We start from the raw sequence: 19887 nt of genomic DNA, 5'->3' as shown, positions 1-19887 counted from the left end.
TTGTCACCTGAAAAATGTGATCCCTATTGCTTTTGGTCATAATCTGCGCAGTAAAAGGTGATATACTGTGCAGGTTTTGACCATAAGCGAGGATGATATGACTAGCCAACTAGACCCGGCCCAACTGGCAATTGAGTTTTTACGTCGTGATAAAACAGAGCTCTCTCCAGCCCAATACCTTAAAAAACTGAAACAACTTGAGCTCGAATTTACCGATTTACTGACGCTCTCTTCTACTGAATTGAAAGAAGAGATCTATTTTGCCTGGCGCCTTGGCGTTCATTGATTCTGTGATTGCTGGCGTAAAGAGAACCCGACAACGATGTCGGGTTTTTTTTGGCTCTTGCTGAGGGTATTACCACGTCATCTCGCCTGAATTCACTTTTGCGCTCAGTTCCAGCGACCCCTCATCTGCCAGTCCCGGCCACGCGGCTTTCATCGTCTTAATGACCCAGGTCGAACCTTGTTTCGACGCCAGCGCCTGTTCAAACGATTGCAGGTAATCCTGCGTGAAGCGGATAGCGCGATCCCCTGCTGGGCGCTGCCCCAGGTAATGGCCGGGAATGACCTCTGTTGGTTTGAGATTTTGCATTTCAGTCAGCGTATTACGCCAGGATGCGCGTAGCTCTGGTGTCTGGGTGTCAGCCGTCCAGACGTGAATGCCTGCCGCCACGCCCGTACCGCCCAGGATCGCCCGATTAGCCGGCACCCAGACATACGCTGCGTATTCATTTGGATGACGCAGTTCCAGCGTTTCGCCATCCACGCTAAAACGCGTCTCCGTGATTGCCTGTGGAACAATCAGCGTCGTTGGCGCCCCCTCTTTCATCTGTGGTCCCCAGTACTGCAACTTAGCCTCTTTGGTGGCGCGAATATGCTCAACAACCGATGGTGTCGCCAGCACCTTCACGTCAGGAAAGGCCTTCACAATCGGCTCCAGGCCGAAATAGAAATCTGGATCGCCGGAGGTAATCACGATGGCCTTCAGTGTTTTGCCGCGGGATTTAATCATCTCCACCAGTTTTGCCCCGTCTTTAGGGCTGAACTGTGCATCAAACAATATCGCTTCCGTCGGGCCGGATACCAGCGTTGAAGAAACAGGGAAAATGGCGTTTTCCTGCGGGTTATAGACGTCAAGTTGCAGCGGTGCGGCAAACAGTGGAGAGGCGACAGCGGATAACAACAGGGCCAGCAGTTTACTTTTCATGAGGGATAACCTTATGCAGATGAAATTGTCTTACGTGTGGCCTGTATTTTAAGGAAATTCAGATCTGTTAGAATTCCTGTATCAGGACATGCTGAGTTTCATAAAACGATCGGATGGGATAGCGATGGACAGAGTGATGGCGGCAACGGTATTCAATCATATCTGCGATTTAGGCAGCCTGAGTGCAGCGGCGCGGGCGCTGGGCCTCTCCCGACCGATGGTGAGCCGCTATCTGGACGAGATGGAGAAATGGGCTGGCGCGCGGTTAATTCATCGCTCATCACGCAAGCTGACGATTACACCCGCCGGAGAAGAGGCGCTGGTGAAGACGCGAACGCTGGCGCAACTTTCCCAGGCGATTGGGGCGGGATCGGGGGCGGTTATTCCTTCAGGAACGCTGCGCGTCGCATGTGCGCACTTTACGGCAATGCATATTCTCGCGCCGGTGCTGCCGGGTTTTTTAGCGCGGTATCCGGAACTGCGCATTGAAGTTGAGATAAACAATCAGCCGGTCAGTCTGGTCGGAGAACGCATTGATGTCGCGATTCGCATTACCGATAATCCTGAACCCGGTGTGATTGCCCGTCGACTCGGCGACTGCGAATCGGTTCTGTGCGCGTCAGAGGGGTATTTGCACCAGCACGGTATCCCGCAGACGCTGGAGGATCTCGCTCAGCATAACTGCCTGTATTACAGCGGGTTTGCCGGAAAATCGTGGCATTTTCTCGACGAGCAGGGCGAGGCGGTTTCAGTGGCGATAAAGGGGAATCTCAGCGCCGGGATCTCGTCGCTGTTGTGCGAATCTGCGTTGGCAGGCATGGGGATCGCGCTGGTGCCGGAAAAGGAAGCGCGTGAAGGGCTGGCGCAGGGGCGGCTGGTACGCCTCCTGCCGATGCTGCAACCCCGGCGCCTTGCCGTATACGGTCTGTATCTTTCCCGTGAACATCAGCCAGTCGGGCTTCGGCTGTTTCTGGAGGCAATCCAGGAAACGATGTCGAACGCACATAATTGATCCGACACAAAAAAGTGCGGGATAGCAATTTGTGTTAAAAATGACCTCCGGCAGTATGAGATTATTCTTATCGCCCCTTCAAGAGCTAAGCCATCGTGAGTGCCGGAGATAAGCGCCGGATGGGGCCGGAACCCTTAAGGCTGTTACTGACAACCTTAAGGGTTTTGTTTTTCTGTGCTTTCACCCTTCCCATGTCATCCCTATTCCTGAAATAGTCATTTTCTATACATCTTTACTGTTTTGACCAGTCCGGTCGATGATGAACGTTAAAGTCATTATTAATCAATGCATTGAACAAATTCATCCATTCCTCTTAACCCGCGTGGCAGGGTCTATGCTTAATAAAAGTGCTCAAAAAGGGTGAAACGCCGGAATGCCCCTGCTGTTGAGGGGTTGAAGTGAGAATCGTTATCACTAACATGGTGTTATAGCCTGATGGCTCATTATGCGAGGTAACCCTATGGAATTGCATTCAGGAACATTTGATCCGGACGATTTCGCCTGGCGCGGATTGACATTGAGCCCTGCGGCAGCGGCGCATATTCGCGAACTGGTCGCAAAGCAGCCCGGCATGCTGGGCGTGCGCCTGGGCGTTAAGCAGACGGGATGCGCCGGTTTTGGCTACGTGCTGGATACCGTCAGCGAGCCGGAAAAAGACGATCTGCTGTTCGAGACGGAGGGCGCGAAGCTCTATGTCCCGCTACAGGCGATGCCGTTTATCGACGGCACGGAAGTGGATTACGTTCGCGAAGGATTAAACCAGTTATTCAAATTTCATAACCCGAAAGCCCAGAACGAATGCGGGTGCGGCGAAAGCTTTGGGGTATAGGCGGTACTATGTCTCGTAATACTGAAGCAACTGACGATGTCAAAACCTGGACCGGTGGCCCCCTGAATTACAAAGAGGGTTTCTTTACCCAACTGCAAACGGATGAGCTGGCGAAAGGGATTAACGAAGAGGTGGTTCGTGCCATATCGGCCAAACGTAATGAGCCGGAGTGGATGCTGGAATTTCGCCTCAATGCGTACAGAGCCTGGGTCGACATGCCGGAGCCGCACTGGTTAAAAGCGCACTATGAGACGCTGAATTATCAGGACTACAGCTACTATTCCGCGCCTTCATGCGGGAATTGTGATGAGACCTGCGCGTCGGAACCGGGAGCGGTACAGCAAACCGGGGCGAACGCTTTTCTCAGTAAAGAGGTAGAGGCTGCCTTTGAACAGCTCGGCGTGCCGGTGCGTGAAGGCCGTGAGGTGGCAGTTGACGCCATCTTTGACTCCGTTTCCGTCGCCACCACCTATCGTGAAAAACTGGCGGAACAGGGGATCATATTCTGCTCTTTCGGCGAAGCGATTCACGATCATCCCGAACTGGTGAAACAGTATCTTGGCACCGTCGTACCCGGCAACGATAACTTCTTCGCCGCGCTGAATGCGGCGGTCGCCTCTGATGGCACCTTTATCTATGTGCCGAAAGGCGTGCGCTGTCCGATGGAGCTTTCCACTTACTTTCGCATCAACGCCGAGAAGACCGGACAGTTTGAGCGCACGATCCTGATAGCAGATGAAGGCAGTTATGTCAGCTATATCGAAGGCTGTTCAGCACCCGTGCGCGATAGCTATCAGCTGCACGCGGCGGTAGTGGAAGTGATCATCCACAAAGACGCCGAGGTGAAATACTCCACCGTTCAGAACTGGTTCCCTGGGGATAACAACACCGGCGGTATTCTGAACTTCGTCACCAAACGCGCGCTGTGCGAAGGTGAGAACAGCAAAATGTCGTGGACCCAGTCGGAGACCGGATCGGCCATTACCTGGAAATACCCAAGCTGCATTCTGCGCGGCGACAACTCCATCGGCGAGTTTTATTCGGTGGCGCTGACCAGCGGGCATCAGCAGGCAGATACCGGCACCAAGATGATCCACATCGGCAAGAACACCCGGTCGACCATTATCTCGAAGGGGATTTCTGCCGGACACAGTCAGAACAGCTATCGTGGTCTGGTCAAAATCATGCCAACGGCCACCAATGCCCGTAACTTCACCCAGTGCGACTCGATGCTGATTGGCGCCGACTGTGGGGCGCATACCTTCCCGTATGTCGAATGCCGGAACAACAGCGCGCAGTTGGAGCATGAGGCAACCACTTCACGGATTGGGGAAGATCAGCTGTTCTACTGCCTGCAGCGCGGCATCAGCGAAGAGGATGCGATCTCGATGATCGTCAACGGCTTCTGTAAGGACGTGTTCTCTGAATTGCCGCTGGAGTTTGCCGTCGAAGCGCAAAAATTATTAGCCATTAGCCTTGAACACAGCGTCGGTTAAGGAAGCAACATGTTAACGATTAAAGATTTACAGGTCAGTGTGGAAGAGAAAGCGATCCTGCGCGGGTTGAGTCTCGAGGTTCGTCCAGGGGAAGTGCATGCCATTATGGGACCGAACGGCTCCGGGAAGAGTACGCTCTCTGCGACGCTGGCAGGGCGTGAAGATTACGAAGTCACCGGCGGGTCGGTGACGTTTAAAGGGAAAGACCTGCTCGATCTGGCGCCGGAAGAGCGAGCGGGCGAAGGCATCTTTATGGCCTTCCAGTATCCGGTGGAAATCCCCGGCGTCAGCAATCAGTTTTTCCTGCAAACGGCGCTCAATGCGGTGCGCACTTATCGCGGCAAGGAATCGCTCGATCGCTTCGATTTTCAGGACCTGATGGAAGAGAAAATCGCGCTGTTGAAGATGCCGGAAGACCTGCTAACCCGCTCGGTGAATGTCGGCTTTTCCGGCGGCGAGAAGAAACGCAACGACATTCTGCAAATGGCGGTGCTGGAGCCGGAACTGTGTATTCTTGATGAATCGGATTCCGGGCTGGATATTGATGCCTTGAAAGTGGTTGCCGATGGGGTTAACTCACTGCGTGACGGTAAGCGCTCATTCATTATTGTCACTCACTATCAGCGTATTCTTGACTATATCAAACCTGATTTTGTCCACGTCCTGTATCAGGGACGGATTGTGAAGTCTGGCGATTTCACGCTGGTCAAACAACTGGAGGAGCAGGGATATGGCTGGCTTACCGAACAGCAGTAATGCGTTACAACAATGGCATCATCTGTTTGAAGCACAGGGCGAGACGCGCTCACAGCAGGCGCAGCAGCATCTCCAGCAGGTTCTGCGCCTGGGGCTGCCGACGCGTAAGCATGAGAACTGGAAGTACACGCCGCTGGAAGGGCTCTCCAACAGCCTGTTCGTCAGCCGCTACGCCGATGTCACCCTGGCGCAGCGCGATGCGTTAGCGCTCAACGTTGAGGCGCTGCGGCTGGTGTTTGTCGACGGCCAGTTCAGCCAGGCGCTCAGCGACAACTGGGAGAACAGCGGTTTTGAGGTGGCGATCAACGATGAGCGCCAGACCCTGCCGGACGCGATACAGCCGGAGGTGTTCTTGCATCTCACAGAAAGCCTGGCGCGTAGCGTGACGCATATCCGCGTTAAGCGCAATCAGCGCCCGGTACAACCGCTGCTGCTGATGCATATCACCCAGGGCGTATCCGCTGAGGAGGTGAACACGGCGCACTATCGTCATCATCTGGAGCTGGCGGAAGGCGCGGAAGCAACGATAATTGAACATTACGTCAGTCTGAACGATGCCCGACATTTCACCGGCGCGCGCCTGACCATGAACGTGGCGGCAAATGCGCACCTGCGCCACATCAAGCTGGCGTTTGAAAACCCGCTCAGTCATCACTTCGCTCATAACGATATATTGCTGGCGGCGGATGCCTCCGCCCACAGTCACAGTTTTCTGCTCGGCGATGCGGTGCTGCGTCATAACACCAGCACACAGCTAAATGGGGAGAACACGACGCTCAGGATCAACAGCCTGGCGATGCCGGTGAAAAATGAAGTCTGCGATACCCGTACCTGGCTTGAGCACAACCAGGGCTACTGCAACAGCCGACAGCTGCATAAAACTATCGTCAGCGATAAAGGGCGGGCGGTGTTTAACGGGCTGATTAACGTTGCCCAACACGCGATCAAAACGGACGGGCAGATGACGAACAACAATCTGCTGCTCGGGAAGCTCGCGGAGGTGGATACCAAACCGCAGTTGGAAATCTACGCTGATGACGTGAAGTGCAGTCACGGAGCGACGATAGGGCGCATTGACGACGAGCAAATGTTCTATCTGCGCTCGCGCGGGATAGCTCAGCGGGATGCGCAGCAGATGATCCTTTATGCCTTTGCCGCGGAACTGACGGAAGCGTTGAGCGACGAGGCGCTGAAACACCAGGTGCTGGCGCGGATCGGTCAGCGCCTGCCGGGAGGCGTAGCATGACATTTCCCATCGATAAAGTGCGTGCGGATTTCCCCGTCCTCACGCGTGAAGTGAACGGCCTGCCGCTGGCGTATCTCGACAGCGCCGCCAGCGCACAAAAACCCGCGCAGGTGATTGACGCGGAAGCCGAGTTTTATCGTCACGGTTATGCGGCGGTGCACCGGGGGATCCACACCCTCAGCGCCCAGGCGACCGAAAAAATGGAAAATGTGCGCAAGCTGGCGTCGCTGTTTATTAATGCGCACTCGGCGGAAGAACTGGTGTTTGTGCGTGGCACGACGGAGGGCATTAACCTGGTTGCCAACAGTTGGGGACCAGAGAACGTCCATGCGGGCGATAACATCATCATCAGCGAGATGGAGCACCATGCCAACATTGTGCCGTGGCAGATGCTGTGCGCGCGTGTGGGGGCCGAGCTGCGGGTGATCCCGTTGAACGCCGACGGTACATTGCAACAAGAGATCCTGCCCACCTTGTTTGATGAGAAAACCCGACTGCTGGCGATTACCCATGTCTCAAACGTGCTGGGCAGCGAAAACCCGATCGCCGAAATGACCGCGCTGGCGCATCAGCATGGCGCTAAGGTGCTGGTGGACGGTGCGCAGGCGGTGATGCACCACCCGGTAGACGTTCAGGCGCTGGACTGCGATTTCTACGTTTTCTCGGGCCACAAGCTGTATGGTCCGACCGGTATTGGCGTGCTCTATGTCAAAGAGGCGTTGTTGCAACAGATGCCGCCGTGGGAGGGGGGAGGATCGATGATCGCCACTGTCAGCCTGACGCAGGGCACCACCTGGACGAAAGCGCCGTGGCGCTTCGAGGCGGGAACGCCGAATACCGGCGGGATTATCGGTTTTGGCGCGGCGCTGGAATATGTCTCAGCGCTGGGGCTGGAGGCGATTGCCGAATACGAACAGAACCTGATGCACTATGCGCTGGAGCAGTTGGCGACGGTACCGGATCTCACGCTGTACGGGCCGACTGACCGGCTGGGCGTGATTGCCTTTAATCTCGGGAAACATCACGCTTATGACGTCGGCAGTTTTCTCGATAATTACGGGATTGCCGTGCGGACCGGACACCACTGCGCGATGCCGCTGATGGCTTTTTATCAGGTACCCGCGATGTGTCGGGCGTCGCTGGCAATGTATAACACCCATGAAGAAGTGGATCGCCTGGTCACAGGTTTGCAACGTATTCATCGCTTACTGGGATAACAGGGAGGCACTATGGCCGCGCTGCCGGATAAAGAAAAATTGTTGCGTAATTTTCAGCGTTGCGCTAATTGGGAAGAGAAGTATCTGTACATCATTGAACTGGGACAGCGACTGCCGGAGATAGCCGCCGCGGATCGCTGTCCTGAAAATACGATTCAGGGATGTCAGAGTCAGGTCTGGATAGTGATGCGCCAGAATGCGCAAGGCGTTATTGAACTGCAGGGCGACAGTGATGCTGCCATTGTGAAAGGACTGATTGCGGTCGTCTTCATTCTGTATCATCAGATGACGGCTCAGGATATCGTGAATTTTGATGTGCGACCGTGGTTTGAACAGATGGCGCTCGCACAGCATCTCACGCCGTCTCGTTCACAGGGTCTGGAGGCGATGATTCGCGCGATCCGTACCAAAGCAGCAACTCTTAGCTAAACTCAATAGACAGCTTTCATCCTGTTAGGTAAGGCAGCCGGACTGTCTTACAGGATTATCAGCATTCTGGCTACGCCAGTGAATACAGGAGGTTAGGTATGAAACGCGCGTCTCTTATTACTCTAATGCTTATCGGCGCTTACAGCGCCTTACAGGCCGCCTGGGCGGTGGATTATCCCTTACCGCCAGCAGGAAGTCGTCTTGTTGGGCAGAATCAAACGTACACGGTACAAGAAGGCGATAAAAACCTTCAGGCCATTGCCCGTCGTTTTGATACTGCCGCGATGCTCATTCTGGAGGCGAATAATACCATTGCTCCTGTGCCAAAGCCGGGCACCCTCATCACGATCCCGTCGCAGCTACTCCTGCCCGACGCGCCGCGTGAAGGTATTATCGTTAATCTGGCTGAACTGCGGCTGTACTACTATCCGCCTGGCGAAAATATCGTCCAGGTGTATCCGATCGGTATTGGCTTGCAGGGACTGGAAACGCCGGTGATGGAAACCCGGGTTGGGCAGAAAATCCCGAATCCCACCTGGACGCCAACAGCAGGCATTCGTAAGCGCTCTCTGGAGCGCGGCATTACGTTGCCGCCGGTCGTTCCTGCCGGACCCAATAATCCACTGGGGCTCTTTGCGCTACGTCTGGCGCACGGGAACGGTGAGTATCTTATTCATGGCACCAGCCAGCCTGACAGCGTTGGTCTGCGCGTTAGCTCCGGGTGTATTCGGATGAACGCTCCGGACATCAAAGCGCTGTTCTCTCAGGTCAGAACGGGAACGCCGGTGAAAGTGATTAACGAACCGGTGAAATATTCCGTAGAGCCGAACGGCCTGCGCTACGTTGAGGTTCATCGCCCCCTGTCGCCGGAAGAAGAGCAAAACGTGCAGACAATGCCGTATGTACTGCCTGCCGGCTTCAGCCAGTTTAAGGCGACGAAAGAGGTGGATGACGGTCTGGTGGATAAAGCGCTGTACCGCCGCGCGGGGTATCCGGTGGCCGTGTCTATCGGGCAAACGCCTGCCGCAGTGGCAACACCTGCCGTTCAGTCAGCGCAGAACGGTTCAGTACAGGAAGGAACGCAGACGCAGTAGTGGGAAGAAAAACGAGAGGCAAAAAAAATGGCGCACAATGTGCGCCATTTCTATTACACAGGTACTATTACTTACGGTATTTAGTAGCCTGGTTGTCCAGACGCTGGTTAGCGCGAGCTGCGTCGTCTTTAGCAGCCTGAACGTCGGAACGCATTGCGTTCACGTCGTTGCTCAGCTGGTCAACTTTAGCGTTCAGAGTCTGAACGTCAGAAGACAGCTGATCGATTTTAGCGTTGCTGGAGCAACCAGCCAGCAGAGTAGAACCCAGGATTACCGCGCCCAGTACCAGTTTAGTACGATTCATTATTAATACCCTCTAGATTGAGTTAATCTCCATGTAGCGTTACAAGTATTACACAAACTTTTTTATGTTGAGAATATTTTTTTGATGAGAAGACGCTTATTTTTGATCGTTCGCTCAAAGAAGCATCGAAATGGGCAAAAAGGGCTAAAAAACTGAGTGAAAACAGGCTGCTTCCATCGGATTCGTCTTAGATAATCTGTAATTAGATAGCTCAATCCGATTTGCTTTTTTATTAATAGTAGCTATTGGAAAAATAAAAAAAGCGCCGCGAGGGCGCTTTTTTTATCGAATTAATTCACACGAGAATTATTACAGTACGTGAACAGATGCCGTGTTAGTGGTACCGCTCGGTACCAGCGCACCGGAAACCATCACCACAACGTCGCCTTTTTGAGCCAGACCGCTCTGCTGCGCAACGTCTTTACCCAGACGGTAGAAATCATCGGTAGAGGCGATTTCTTTCACCAGATGTGCCACAACGCCTTTGCTCAGTACCAGCTGACGAGCAGTCACTTCGTTGGTGGTCAGTGCCAGAATGGTGGCATCCGGGAAGTATTTACGGACTGCGCGAGCAGATTTGCCGCCCTGAGTGGCAACAACGATCAGCGGCGCTTCCAGTTTTTCAGCGGTTTCCACTGCACCGCGGCAAACCGCTTCGGTGATACGCAGTTTGCGGCTGTCGTTGTTGAAGTCCAGACGGCTGGTCATCACACGGTCGGTACGTTCACAGATGGTCGCCATGATGGTGACCGCTTCCAGCGGATATTTGCCTTTAGCGGATTCGCCAGACAGCATAACCGCATCGGTGCCATCGAGGATGGCGTTCGCCACGTCGCCCGCTTCAGCACGAGTCGGACGCGGGTTTTTGATCATGGAATCGAGCATCTGTGTCGCCGTGATAACGACTTTACGCGCGCGGATACATTTTTCGATCATCATCTTCTGCGCGAAGATCACTTCTTCAACCGGGATTTCAACGCCCAGGTCGCCACGCGCAACCATGATACCGTCAGACGCTTCGAGAATTTCGTCGAAGTTGTTCAGGCCTTCCTGGTTTTCAATTTTGGAGATGATCTGGATCTTCTCACCGCCGTGCGCCTTCAGGTGCTCACGGATTTCAACAACGTCAGAACGTTTACGGATAAAGGAGGCCGCAACAAAGTCAACGCCTTGTTCGCAACCAAAAATCAGGTCCTGTTTGTCTTTTTCAGCCAGTGCCGGCAGGGCGATAGAGACGCCTGGCAGGTTAACGCCTTTGTTTTCGCCGAGGTCGCCGTTGTTCAGCACTTTACAGATCACTTTGTTGCCTTCGATCGCGGTGACTTCCATCCCGATCAGACCATCGTCGACCAGTACGGTGTTACCAACAGACAGATCGGAGGTGAAACCTTCGTAGGTGACCGCAACGATTTCGTTGTTACCAACGACGGATTTGTCGGTGGTGAACGTAAAGGTCTGACCTGCTTTCAGGGAAACGTCGTTACCGCCTTCCAGTTTAATGGTACGGATTTCCGGACCTTTCGTGTCGAGCAGGATTGCGGCTTTCTTGCCGGTTTTGCTCATCACGTTGCGCAGGTTCTGAATACGCTGACCGTGTTCTGCATAATCACCGTGAGAGAAGTTCAGACGCATGACGTTCATGCCCGCGTCCAGCATTTTGGTTAACATCTCTTCAGATTCGGTTTTCGGACCGATGGTGCAAACAGTTTTCGTCTTTTTCATGACAGTCTTAGTCTTTAAGTTGAGAAGGATATGGAAAGCCGACTTCCTGGACGCTCTGCCCGGAAGTTAAACCTGTATTACGAAAGTTGTGATGCCTCGCACTAAGGATAGGTGACATCGATAGAGCGTGCAGAGGAATGTGTGCTCGTATTTCAGCCCGACAGAAAGGGACGTTTTGTAGTCTCTGAGTATGACAGGTCAATGTGCTGAAACCATTCAAGTGACAATTGTCACGCATTATACGCTGAAATTTACACAAAAGGAAAATGGAAACGGTGTTTCAGAATACATCCAGGCAATTACACAACAAATTGTTATTAAACAAGTCGTGTCTGCCAATTGCGCAAACGCAAAAACCAGGCTGTGTTGCGCAACCAGTCTTATTACTTCAAGTTATAACAAATGACTTTTAAATCATTTCAAATCTAAATTACCCTGATTACACTCGTTTGGACATCCATACTGCTAAATAGCTGAAAGCGCTGGCAGGATAACAATAAGCAGCAGCGGATACCCAAACGACATGATTGTCCTGAAAAATATTTCGAAAGTGTTTACGCCAGGCCGGCTATCCATTACCGCGGTTGATAATGTCAATCTCACGGTGGAGCAGGGGCAGATTTACGGGATTATTGGCTACAGTGGTGCCGGGAAAAGCACTCTGATTCGTCTGCTTAACGGGCTGGAAAAGCCGACTGCAGGCAGTGTGACTATCAACGGTCACGAGATTTCCGCCGCCCGCGGCGAGTCGTTGCGTCAGGCGCGACTGAAAATCAGTATGGTATTTCAGCATTTCAATCTGCTGTGGTCGCGCACCGTGCGCGAAAATATCGCCTTTTCCATGCAAATCGCAGGCGCGCCAAAAGCGAAAATTCAGGCGCGCGTGGCAGAACTGATTGAGCTGGTGGGGCTGACGGGGCGCGAAAACGCGTATCCATCACAACTGAGCGGCGGGCAAAAACAGCGCGTTGGCATTGCCCGTGCGCTGGCAAACAGTCCGGATGTATTGCTGTGCGATGAAGCCACGTCAGCGCTGGATCCCCAGACGACCGACCAGATTCTTGAACTACTGCTTGATATCAACCGTCGCTTCCAACTCACGATCGTGCTGATCACCCATGAAATGCACGTGGTGCGCAAAATCTGCGATCGCGTGGCGGTGATGGAGAACGGCCAGGTGGTGGAAGAAGGCGACGTGTTGAGCGTTTTTACACATCCACAACAGCCGATTACCCGTCAGTTTGTCCGCCAGGTGGGGCAGTATGCCGATGAAGAGGCATTTGACTTGCAACTGGCGAGCGAACTGGGCGGCACGGTGATCAAGCTGACGTTTACGGGCCACAATACGCATCAGCCGATCGTCGGTGAGCTGACGCTTCGCTACGGCCTGCCGTTAAATATCCTGCACGGAAAAATGACCCAGACGGCACACGGCGTGTTCGGTCAGTTGTGGCTGCACGTGGTGGCTTCGCAAGAGCAACTTAATAACATTCTGGACGACCTGCAAAAGAGCGGCATTGACGGCGAGGTGATTCAACATGGCTGAGGAACTGTTTCCCCATCTGAAATGGGATCAACTTTTTGCGGCCACTCAGGAGACGCTGTATATGACTGCGCTCTCCGGCGTCGCCACCTTTGTGCTCGGCATTATCCTCGGACTGGCGCTGTTCCTGACCGCACGCGGCGGACTGTTCCAGAATCGTGCGCTGTACAGCGGCATTTCTCTGGTGGTGAACATCTTCCGCTCGATCCCGTTCATCATTTTGATCGTCCTGCTGATCCCGTTTACCAAAGCGCTGGTCGGCACCATTCTTGGCGCCAACGCCGCGTTACCGGCGCTGATTGTCGGGGCTGCGCCATTCTATGCGCGTCTGGTTGAGATCGCCCTGCGTGAAGTGGATAAGGGCGTAATTGAAGCGACACGTTCTATGGGGGCTCGTCTGAGCACCTTAATTTTTCGGGTTTTGTTACCTGAATCGTCACCCGCTCTGGTGTCCGGTATCACCGTGACGCTGATTGCGCTGGTCAGTTACAGCGCAATGGCCGGGGTGATCGGGGCAGGTGGTTTAGGGAATCTGGCTTATCTGGAAGGATTCCAGCGCAACCACAACGACGTCACGCTGGTGGCGACGGTGACCATTCTGGTTATTGTCTTCATTATCCAGTTCTGCGGCGATGTGATCACTTCTCTGTTAGATAAACGCTAATAAAATACGGAAACCATTATCATGAAAAAATCACTGACACTTCTTGCCGCAGCGACCTTAAGTGCCCTGAGTTTCGCCTCCTGGGCGGACACGCTGACCGTGGGCGCGTCCAACGTACCGCATGCCGAAATTCTCGAGCAGGCCAAACCGATTCTGGCGAAACAAGGGATCGATCTGGAGATTAAACCGTTCCAGGACTACATTCTGCCGAACACCGCGCTGGCGGGTCGTGAAATTGACGCCAACTACTTCCAGCATATTCCCTACCTCAACAGCGTTCTGAAAGATCATGCCGGCGATAAAACGTACGATTTCGTCAGCGCGGGTGCCATCCACATTGAGCCAATCGGCATCTATTCGAAAAAGGTCAAATCCCTGAAGGATCTGCCGGAAGGCGGCAAAATCATCATGCGTGATGCGGTGTCGGAAGAGGGACGTATCCTGTCGATCTTCGAGAAAGAGGGGGTGATCAAACTGAAGCCGGGCGTGGATAAAGTCACTGCGCGTATCAGCGACATCGTGGAAAACCCGAAAAAGCTGAAGTTCCTGCCTAACGTGGAAGCCGCGCTGCTGCCGCAGATGTACAACAACGATGAAGGTGATGCGGTGGTGATTAACGCCAACTACGCCATCGACGCCGGTCTGGATCCGGTACACGATCCGATCGCCGTGGAAAGCGGTGAGAACAACCCGTATGCCAACATCATTACCGTTCATCGCGGCGACGAGAAGAAGAAGGACATTGTCGCGTTAGTTGACGTCCTGCACTCAAAAGAGATCCAGGACTGGATCCGCACCAAATACAAAGGCGCGGTCATCCCGGTGAATAACTGATCTTTGTGAAAGCGTTTATGTAGTTTCTGCACATCGTTCCGTTCACGTTATGTTCATTGTGCTTATGAAACTTTATCGCATGTGAACGTGTTAAGGAGGCTCTCCGCCGCCTCCTTAACAATCCAGGCTCCCGGCGGGAAAATTGTCGCTCCGCGATACCCTCCGCTTATTCCGCCAGGCTATCGGGACGGGCGCGAGGTAACATCCCTGTAAAGCCGCGCCCTGAACCCGCATCCCTGCGGGTTCCCCCGGCCTTACGGAAACACGTCGGCAATTTTCAGCCGGACTCTTCCACACCTGAACATCTGAGTAGTTTAGCGTTTCTTAAAGCGAAAAGAATTTAGCTGAAAGGATGAGTGTTGAAGCGAGGCTGTTGGTCCGGCGTGAAAATCGATGAGACGTTGACGGCTGACCGGGGCCGCCCGCAGGGAGGCGGGCGGAGGGGACGGCCTGCAGGGATGCAGGCTCGGCCCCGACCCGACAGGCAGACGGCATAAGGCGAATGGACCACGAAGTGGCGATTTTCCCGGCCGGGAGCCAGGGTTGCAAGGGAGGCGGCGGAGAGCCTCCCTTGCCCGTTCACGAGTGCGCAAACCAGAGAGTTGCGGTGGGCATAAAGTGAACGGAACTCTTCACTGGACGTTCTCTCTTTGAGAATGTCGCCCTCATACTCGCTCAACTCTTGCCGGTAGCCCCTGACGTACCGCGGAGCCTGACACCCAGTCCAGCCAGGTATTGCTCACTTTTCGCGTCGGATCGGCAAATCCCAGATCGTTCAGGTTAATCCCCGATTTCACTTTCGCATCAAACGGTAGCGGCACACCGTCGAGTGTGTGTTGCTCGCCGCCCATCTCCCGATGTCCGTAGCCGTGCTCGATCGCAATGACGCCCGGCATTACCCCGTGCAGCAAACTGATTTGCGCTTCAACCTGCCCACCCGGCGTGGTGATCCGCGCCGTGTCGCCATGTGACAGCCCGAAACGCTGCCCGTCCTGTGGATTCAACGCCACCAGGTTAACCGGCTTGACGTGATGTAAACGCGGGATCACTGCCGATGCGCTGGCCATCGTGTTGGACTTGAACGAGATAAGCCTGAGCGGCCATTGCGTTAATGGAAAAAGTTCGTCCACTGAACGCCCGTCGGACAGTCTTGCCGGATACCACGCCGGACAGCCGCTGTAGCGTTCGCCGGTGATCGCATGACGATGGGCGGCAACTTCGGCATTCCAGATTTGCAGCGGCTTTTCCCACGCATTGCCGACCCGATTTTCGCTCCGACCACTCTTATCCGACGCGAAACGTCCGCCACGGGAGTAGATAAATGCAACCCGACGGACTTCCTCCGTTTTCAGCGTCCGCTGAATGGCCGGCATAATGCGGCTGACGCCAGTAAGTTCAATGTCGTCTGCTACGGCTTCGGCGACGGGGGCTTTTCCCATAAACGCGATATTGGCGGCGATGCGCAGATAATAGTCTTCCGCACAATTGAGCGGATAGTGGTTTCCTTCGCTGTCGGAAATCGCCTTGTCACCAAATCCCGGCAGATTCAATTGTTTTGCCACTGCAATGCAGAATGACTCCATTGAAACTGGCTGCCCATCGGCGGTGGTGGCAGTGGCGGAGTCGACAATCGGCCAGCGTGCGGTAGTGGCTTTGCTGGTGACGCCGGCCCACGGCGCACTGAATCCCCAGCTTTCAAAGTTATGTGTGTCCGGGACGATGTAATCCGCAAGGGCAGTGGTCTCATTCATATAGGCGTCGATGGCAATAAACAGCGGTAACCGCGCGGGATCTTTCAGCTTTTCTTCGGCAACGGCGCGCAGACCGGGTATGCCATATAAGGGATTGGTCATGTTGGAGATCCACGCCTTGAGCGGGTATGGATAGCCCTCCAGCGCAGAACTCAGCAACTCAGTCAACTGACCGGCGACAAACGGGTACCACGGCGCTTTGGCCGGGAACGGGGAGACACCGGCGGCGACTTTGTTGCGATACTCTTCGGAAGATTCATACGCCGTTTTACTTCGCGCGATACTCAGTCCTTTGGGTTTGATTTTGCCTGGAAAACTCGCCATGTTGTAGCGCGGCCCGTCCGCTGCGCCGTTGAACTTCCCGCCACCCACAAAGACGCCGCCTTCCAGACTGAGGTTACCGATCAGTGCGTTCAGCATCATCACCGCCCAGGCATTATAGAAGCCATTTCCCGCCATCATCCCACCGTGGGTGATGACTGCGGCTTTACGTCCGTGACGGGTAAAGGCGTCCGCCAGGGCGATGATGTTGTTCTCAGCAACGCCACACCGCTGGCTGTACTGGGCGAGCGTCATTTTTTCCGCCGATTCTTTCAGACACTGGAAACTGCTTTTTACCGTCACGCTGCGCCCGTCGGCGAGCGTAACCTGGCGCGTGACAAACAGCGTGGCGCGCAGGCAATCATGGGCGGGGACCAGTTCATTGTTTTCATTCACAACCAGCGGGTCGCTGGCGGCGGAGGGATCCAGATGAGCACGCGTCAGATGCTGTCCGGCCAGGTCGGGAAGATCGTCTGCGATCACCAGATGCGTGGCGTTGGTCCAGCTTTTCTCGTCAGCGTGCTGCATCGCCTGGATGCCGGGTTGCGCCAGATAATCGGCGTTGTAACGTTGATTTTCGATAATCCAGCGGATCATCGCCATCGCCAGCGCGGAGTCGCTGCCGGGGATCACCGGTAACCAGTGACCATGGTCATCAGCCAGTACGGTGGTTAGGGGCAACGCCGGAGCGACAACCACATAGCTGAAATCATCGCGCAGGCGTGCGCTGGAAAGCTGCCTGGCCTGGCGTTTAAACGGGTTGCCGGACTGGGCGGGTGAAGTCCCCATAAACAGCGCGAATTCCACGTTATCCCAGTCGGGTTTCACGTGGGTGTTTTTATCGAGATCGCCCATCAGCGCGCCGGAACCCGCGCGATAGGCCAGTCCACAATAGGATCCGTGCGCGCCAAAATTTTTGCTGCCAAAACTGTTGAGGGCAAAGCGGCGCAAAAAGGTGTCTCGCCCATCGTCGCTGGTATTGGTGACCAGAAGTTGATTAGATTTAGGTCCGAATCCTGGATGCTGCGGATCAATCGGCGTCGCTGGGGCGTAAATGGCGCGCAGGCCGTCGACGTGACCTTCGCCAAACAGATCGCCGCCTTCCACCACCTCATTGACCAATTGCTCAAAGCTGATGCGCTGCCATTTGCCTTCGCCGCGTTTGCCCACGCGCTTCATCGGCTCAAGAATGCGTAGCGGGCTGTACAGTCCTTCCCGCTGTGTTGCGCCCCTGGCGCAGGCCGTCGAACGCGCATCAAGACCGTTCTCGCCCGCCAGTTGCGCCATTGCCGTGCGAAACGGTACCGACGCGTCGATATGATGTTCATGGGAAAGTGGATGATACGGGTTACCGGCAATGCGCAGCACCCGGTTTGTTTGCTGGTCGACGCGCACTCTGACGCCGCATTGCGTCCAGCAGCCGAAACACTGGGTCATGGCGATGGTTTGCTGCGCACTCTGTTGCCAGCGCGGGTGCGCACTGGCTTCCGGGATTAACGCATTGCCCACGATGCGGTCGCGGGTTATTTTACCGGAGGTGCCGTTGAGCAAGCCATCAATGGCGCGTTTCGCCACATCTCGATAGCTAAGGGCGAACGTTGCCATACCGCCGACGGCCAGGCCGACTTTGAGCCACTGACGACGGGTTAAATTAGCCATGTTGCAATCTCCTTGCGAGTCCGTTCACGCTTTCGCGAACAATAATAAGCAGCGCTACCCACAGGCCGAAGGTGCCGAGGATGGCAAGCCAACCGTCGGTACCGGCGGGCAGGGTGTAGGGGGTAAACTGGGCGTTAAATTTCGGCAGCGTTTGCCCCTGAATCAGTAGCGTCCAGCGCATGAGCCAGCACAGCGCCATCGCGCTGAGCGCCAGCAGACTGCGCAGAGGTAATGACAGTGGACGTCGCAGGGCGACAACACTAAAGAGGAGTGAAACCAGCCCGACTATCAGCAAGGCAAAGGCGTAATGGCGGGCCGAGGCGGAGATCGCCAGCCACTGGCGGATTGCCGTACCGGAAAGCGTATTGCCGCTGATCCAGAAAACGATGACGATTGCGAGGGCGAACAACGTCAGCAGTTGTCCGAGGGCGAGCCGCTTTTGCGACAGAAAATCATCACGTATCCCGACGATTAACAGGGCAAAAAAGGTCTGCAGCGCGCTCAGGAACATCGCCAGTACAAAGGCGTAGCTGAACCAAACGGGGCGAGCCTGAACCACGGACACTTCGCGTCCGGTATAAAGCAACAGCCCGGTCGCGGCGAGCGCGCTGGCAAGGGCGAACCATTTTGTGACAGCGTAACTTTTTCCGGTAAGCTGTTTATACACCTGCGCCAGAAACCACACTCCGAGGAACACGGTGAACAGCGGTAAAAACAGCGCACCCCACGGCATCCATGACCAGGGCGTAGGGTAAGCGTAGAAATGCCAGACGCGGGCCGTCTGGTGAAGATCGGCGGTCAGCGCAAGCGGTGCGGTAATGGCACAGGTCAGGGCAATCAGCAGCGTCAGGTTTTCCAGCGTCGGGTGGGTCTTTTTACGCCAGTGGATCACGCAGCCAAACAGCGCCGCACAGGCGGCAATCCCGATGAAAAAGAAATACTGTACCGCCCAGGGAAGCCAGCTCACCGCCTGTGGCCGGGTAAGCACTTCTTCAATGATTAAGGGTTGCATCATCAGACCTCCTGCCAGAGTGCGGGTTGTGCGCGCCCCATCAACGGGGTGACAAACGCCTCGTCCAGTCCCAGATAGAAAACATGGGGGGCCGTGTCATTTTCCGGCTTCAGCACTTTGATGGCGTCGTGATGGGTGCGAATCAATTGTGAAATCCGGCTTTGCGGATCGCGGATATCGCCGATGATACGCGCCCCGCCCACGCAGGATTCTACGCAGGCAGGGAGAAGTCCGGCCTCCAGACGGTGGACGCAAAACGTGCATTTATCGGCGGTCTGTGTCTCATGATTGATAAAGCGCGCATCGTAGGGGCAGGCCTGCACGCAGTAGGCGCAACCGACGCAACGGGTGTTGTCGACCACGACGATGCCGTCCTCGCGTTGAAACGTGGCCTGTACCGGGCACACCGGCACGCAGGGTGGATTGTCGCAGTGGTTACACAGACGCGGTAGCAGCACGTTGGTCACCTCATCCGCCACCTGTACCTGATATTGATTCACATGGGTACGGAACTCGCCCTGCGGCGTCTGATTTTCAATCGCACAACTGACGGTGCAGGCCTGACAGCCGATACAGCGACGCAGATCGATAAGCATCGCGTAACGATGCTGTGCAAAACCGCCATGGCGTTCAGGTGAAAAAGGAAACTTCGCCTGCGCCAGCGGAACCAGCGATGCGCCTGCGGTCAGGACGCCCAGTTGCTGGAGAAACTGCCGTTTACTGCTGTCCATTTATTCTCCCGTTTCAAGGCAACAACGAAACATTTGTCACGCCATTGGTTTGTGAGTAAT

The 19887-nt window shown here is 54.9% G+C and carries 19 protein-coding genes; 12 read left to right on the top strand and 7 right to left on the bottom strand.

Features of this window, described 5'->3' with window-relative positions; translation table 11 throughout:
* Positions 1-97: 97 nt before the first annotated feature.
* Entirely contained in the window at positions 98-286 is a 189-nt protein-coding gene (locus I6L53_RS11935; protein ID WP_042320056.1) for a YdiH family protein, read from the top strand.
* 69 nt (positions 287-355) lie between these two features.
* Here the strand turns inward: I6L53_RS11935 and I6L53_RS11930 are convergent, their stop codons facing one another.
* On the bottom strand, positions 356-1207 hold the full coding sequence (locus I6L53_RS11930; protein WP_042319304.1) for a Vmh family MBL fold metallo-hydrolase: 852 nt from the start codon (positions 1205-1207) through the stop codon (positions 356-358).
* Positions 1208-1331: 124 nt separating this feature from the next.
* Here I6L53_RS11930 and I6L53_RS11925 point away from each other — a divergent pair, with 124 nt between their 5' ends.
* The 8 genes from I6L53_RS11925 to ldtE all read left to right on the top strand — a co-directional run bounded on the left by I6L53_RS11925 (position 1332) and on the right by ldtE (position 9286).
* Positions 1332-2219: a LysR family transcriptional regulator gene (locus I6L53_RS11925; protein ID WP_042319302.1), complete on the top strand. Its 888-nt coding sequence runs from the start codon at positions 1332-1334 to the stop codon at positions 2217-2219.
* A 460-nt stretch (positions 2220-2679) separates the two neighbouring features.
* Entirely contained in the window at positions 2680-3048 is a 369-nt protein-coding gene (gene sufA / locus I6L53_RS11920) for a Fe-S cluster assembly scaffold SufA (protein WP_042319301.1), read from the top strand.
* An 8-nt stretch (positions 3049-3056) separates the two neighbouring features.
* Positions 3057-4544 (top strand): Fe-S cluster assembly protein SufB, encoded by a 1488-nt coding sequence (gene sufB, locus I6L53_RS11915; RefSeq protein WP_042319300.1) that lies wholly within the window; start codon positions 3057-3059, stop codon positions 4542-4544.
* Between the two features lie 9 nt (positions 4545-4553).
* Positions 4554-5300: a Fe-S cluster assembly ATPase SufC gene (gene sufC, locus I6L53_RS11910; RefSeq protein WP_042319298.1), complete on the top strand. Its 747-nt coding sequence runs from the start codon at positions 4554-4556 to the stop codon at positions 5298-5300.
* On the top strand, positions 5275-6546 hold the full coding sequence (gene sufD / locus I6L53_RS11905) for a Fe-S cluster assembly protein SufD (RefSeq protein WP_042319295.1): 1272 nt from the start codon (positions 5275-5277) through the stop codon (positions 6544-6546). Before sufC ends, sufD begins: the two co-directional genes overlap by 26 nt.
* Positions 6543-7763, top strand: a complete 1221-nt coding sequence (sufS, locus tag I6L53_RS11900; protein ID WP_042319294.1) for a cysteine desulfurase SufS — start codon at positions 6543-6545, stop codon at positions 7761-7763. The genes sufD and sufS overlap by 4 nt, the downstream gene beginning before the upstream one ends.
* Positions 7764-7775: 12 nt before the next feature.
* On the top strand, positions 7776-8192 hold the full coding sequence (gene sufE / locus I6L53_RS11895) for a cysteine desulfuration protein SufE (protein ID WP_042319293.1): 417 nt from the start codon (positions 7776-7778) through the stop codon (positions 8190-8192).
* A gap of 98 nt (positions 8193-8290) precedes the next feature.
* Positions 8291-9286 (top strand): L,D-transpeptidase LdtE, encoded by a 996-nt coding sequence (ldtE, locus tag I6L53_RS11890; protein ID WP_042319292.1) that lies wholly within the window; start codon positions 8291-8293, stop codon positions 9284-9286.
* Positions 9287-9353: 67 nt separating this feature from the next.
* Here ldtE and lpp read toward each other — a convergent pair whose 3' ends face one another.
* From lpp to ynhH, 3 genes are all read right to left on the bottom strand, one after another.
* The gene (gene lpp, locus I6L53_RS11885; protein WP_001082307.1) at positions 9354-9590 is read right to left on the bottom strand and encodes a murein lipoprotein Lpp; all 237 of its coding nucleotides are present in this window, start codon (positions 9588-9590) and stop codon (positions 9354-9356) included.
* Between the two features lie 309 nt (positions 9591-9899).
* Complete coding sequence (gene pykF / locus I6L53_RS11880; RefSeq protein ID WP_217124945.1) at positions 9900-11312, bottom strand: pyruvate kinase PykF; 1413 nt, start codon at positions 11310-11312, stop codon at positions 9900-9902.
* 7 nt (positions 11313-11319) lie between these two features.
* Positions 11320-11550, bottom strand: coding sequence for a protein YnhH (gene ynhH, locus I6L53_RS23830; protein WP_419762348.1), 231 nt, complete (start codon positions 11548-11550; stop codon positions 11320-11322).
* Between the two features lie 285 nt (positions 11551-11835).
* On the opposite strand from ynhH, the gene I6L53_RS11875 reads away from it, so the two are divergent.
* Genes I6L53_RS11875 through I6L53_RS11865 form a run of 3 tightly spaced genes read left to right on the top strand, consistent with a single transcriptional unit; the run spans position 11836 to position 14353 of the window.
* Positions 11836-12858 carry a methionine ABC transporter ATP-binding protein gene (locus I6L53_RS11875; protein ID WP_042319289.1) on the top strand — a complete coding sequence of 341 codons (1023 nt, stop codon included), beginning with the start codon at positions 11836-11838 and terminating at the stop codon, positions 12856-12858.
* The gene (locus I6L53_RS11870) at positions 12851-13519 is read left to right on the top strand and encodes a methionine ABC transporter permease (protein WP_042319288.1); all 669 of its coding nucleotides are present in this window, start codon (positions 12851-12853) and stop codon (positions 13517-13519) included. Before I6L53_RS11875 ends, I6L53_RS11870 begins: the two co-directional genes overlap by 8 nt.
* A gap of 21 nt (positions 13520-13540) precedes the next feature.
* Positions 13541-14353, top strand: a complete 813-nt coding sequence (locus tag I6L53_RS11865; protein WP_042319287.1) for a MetQ/NlpA family ABC transporter substrate-binding protein — start codon at positions 13541-13543, stop codon at positions 14351-14353.
* Between the two features lie 665 nt (positions 14354-15018).
* Here I6L53_RS11865 and ttrA read toward each other — a convergent pair.
* Genes ttrA through ttrB form a run of 3 tightly spaced genes read right to left on the bottom strand, consistent with a single transcriptional unit; the run spans position 15019 to position 19827 of the window.
* The gene (gene ttrA / locus I6L53_RS11860; protein WP_042319284.1) at positions 15019-18084 is read right to left on the bottom strand and encodes a tetrathionate reductase subunit TtrA; all 3066 of its coding nucleotides are present in this window, start codon (positions 18082-18084) and stop codon (positions 15019-15021) included.
* Complete coding sequence (gene ttrC, locus I6L53_RS11855) at positions 18077-19099, bottom strand: tetrathionate reductase subunit TtrC (RefSeq protein WP_042319282.1); 1023 nt, start codon at positions 19097-19099, stop codon at positions 18077-18079. Before ttrC ends, ttrA begins: the two co-directional genes overlap by 8 nt.
* Positions 19099-19827 carry a tetrathionate reductase subunit TtrB gene (gene ttrB / locus I6L53_RS11850; protein ID WP_042319279.1) on the bottom strand — a complete coding sequence of 243 codons (729 nt, stop codon included), beginning with the start codon at positions 19825-19827 and terminating at the stop codon, positions 19099-19101. Before ttrB ends, ttrC begins: the two co-directional genes overlap by 1 nt.
* Between the last annotated feature and the right edge of the window lie 60 nt (positions 19828-19887).

The organism is Citrobacter farmeri, assembly GCF_019048065.1.
Classification (GTDB): Bacteria; Pseudomonadota; Gammaproteobacteria; order Enterobacterales; family Enterobacteriaceae; genus Citrobacter_A; species Citrobacter_A farmeri.
Note: the sequence above shows the minus strand (reverse complement) of the source record. Positions and strands in the feature narration are given on the sequence as shown.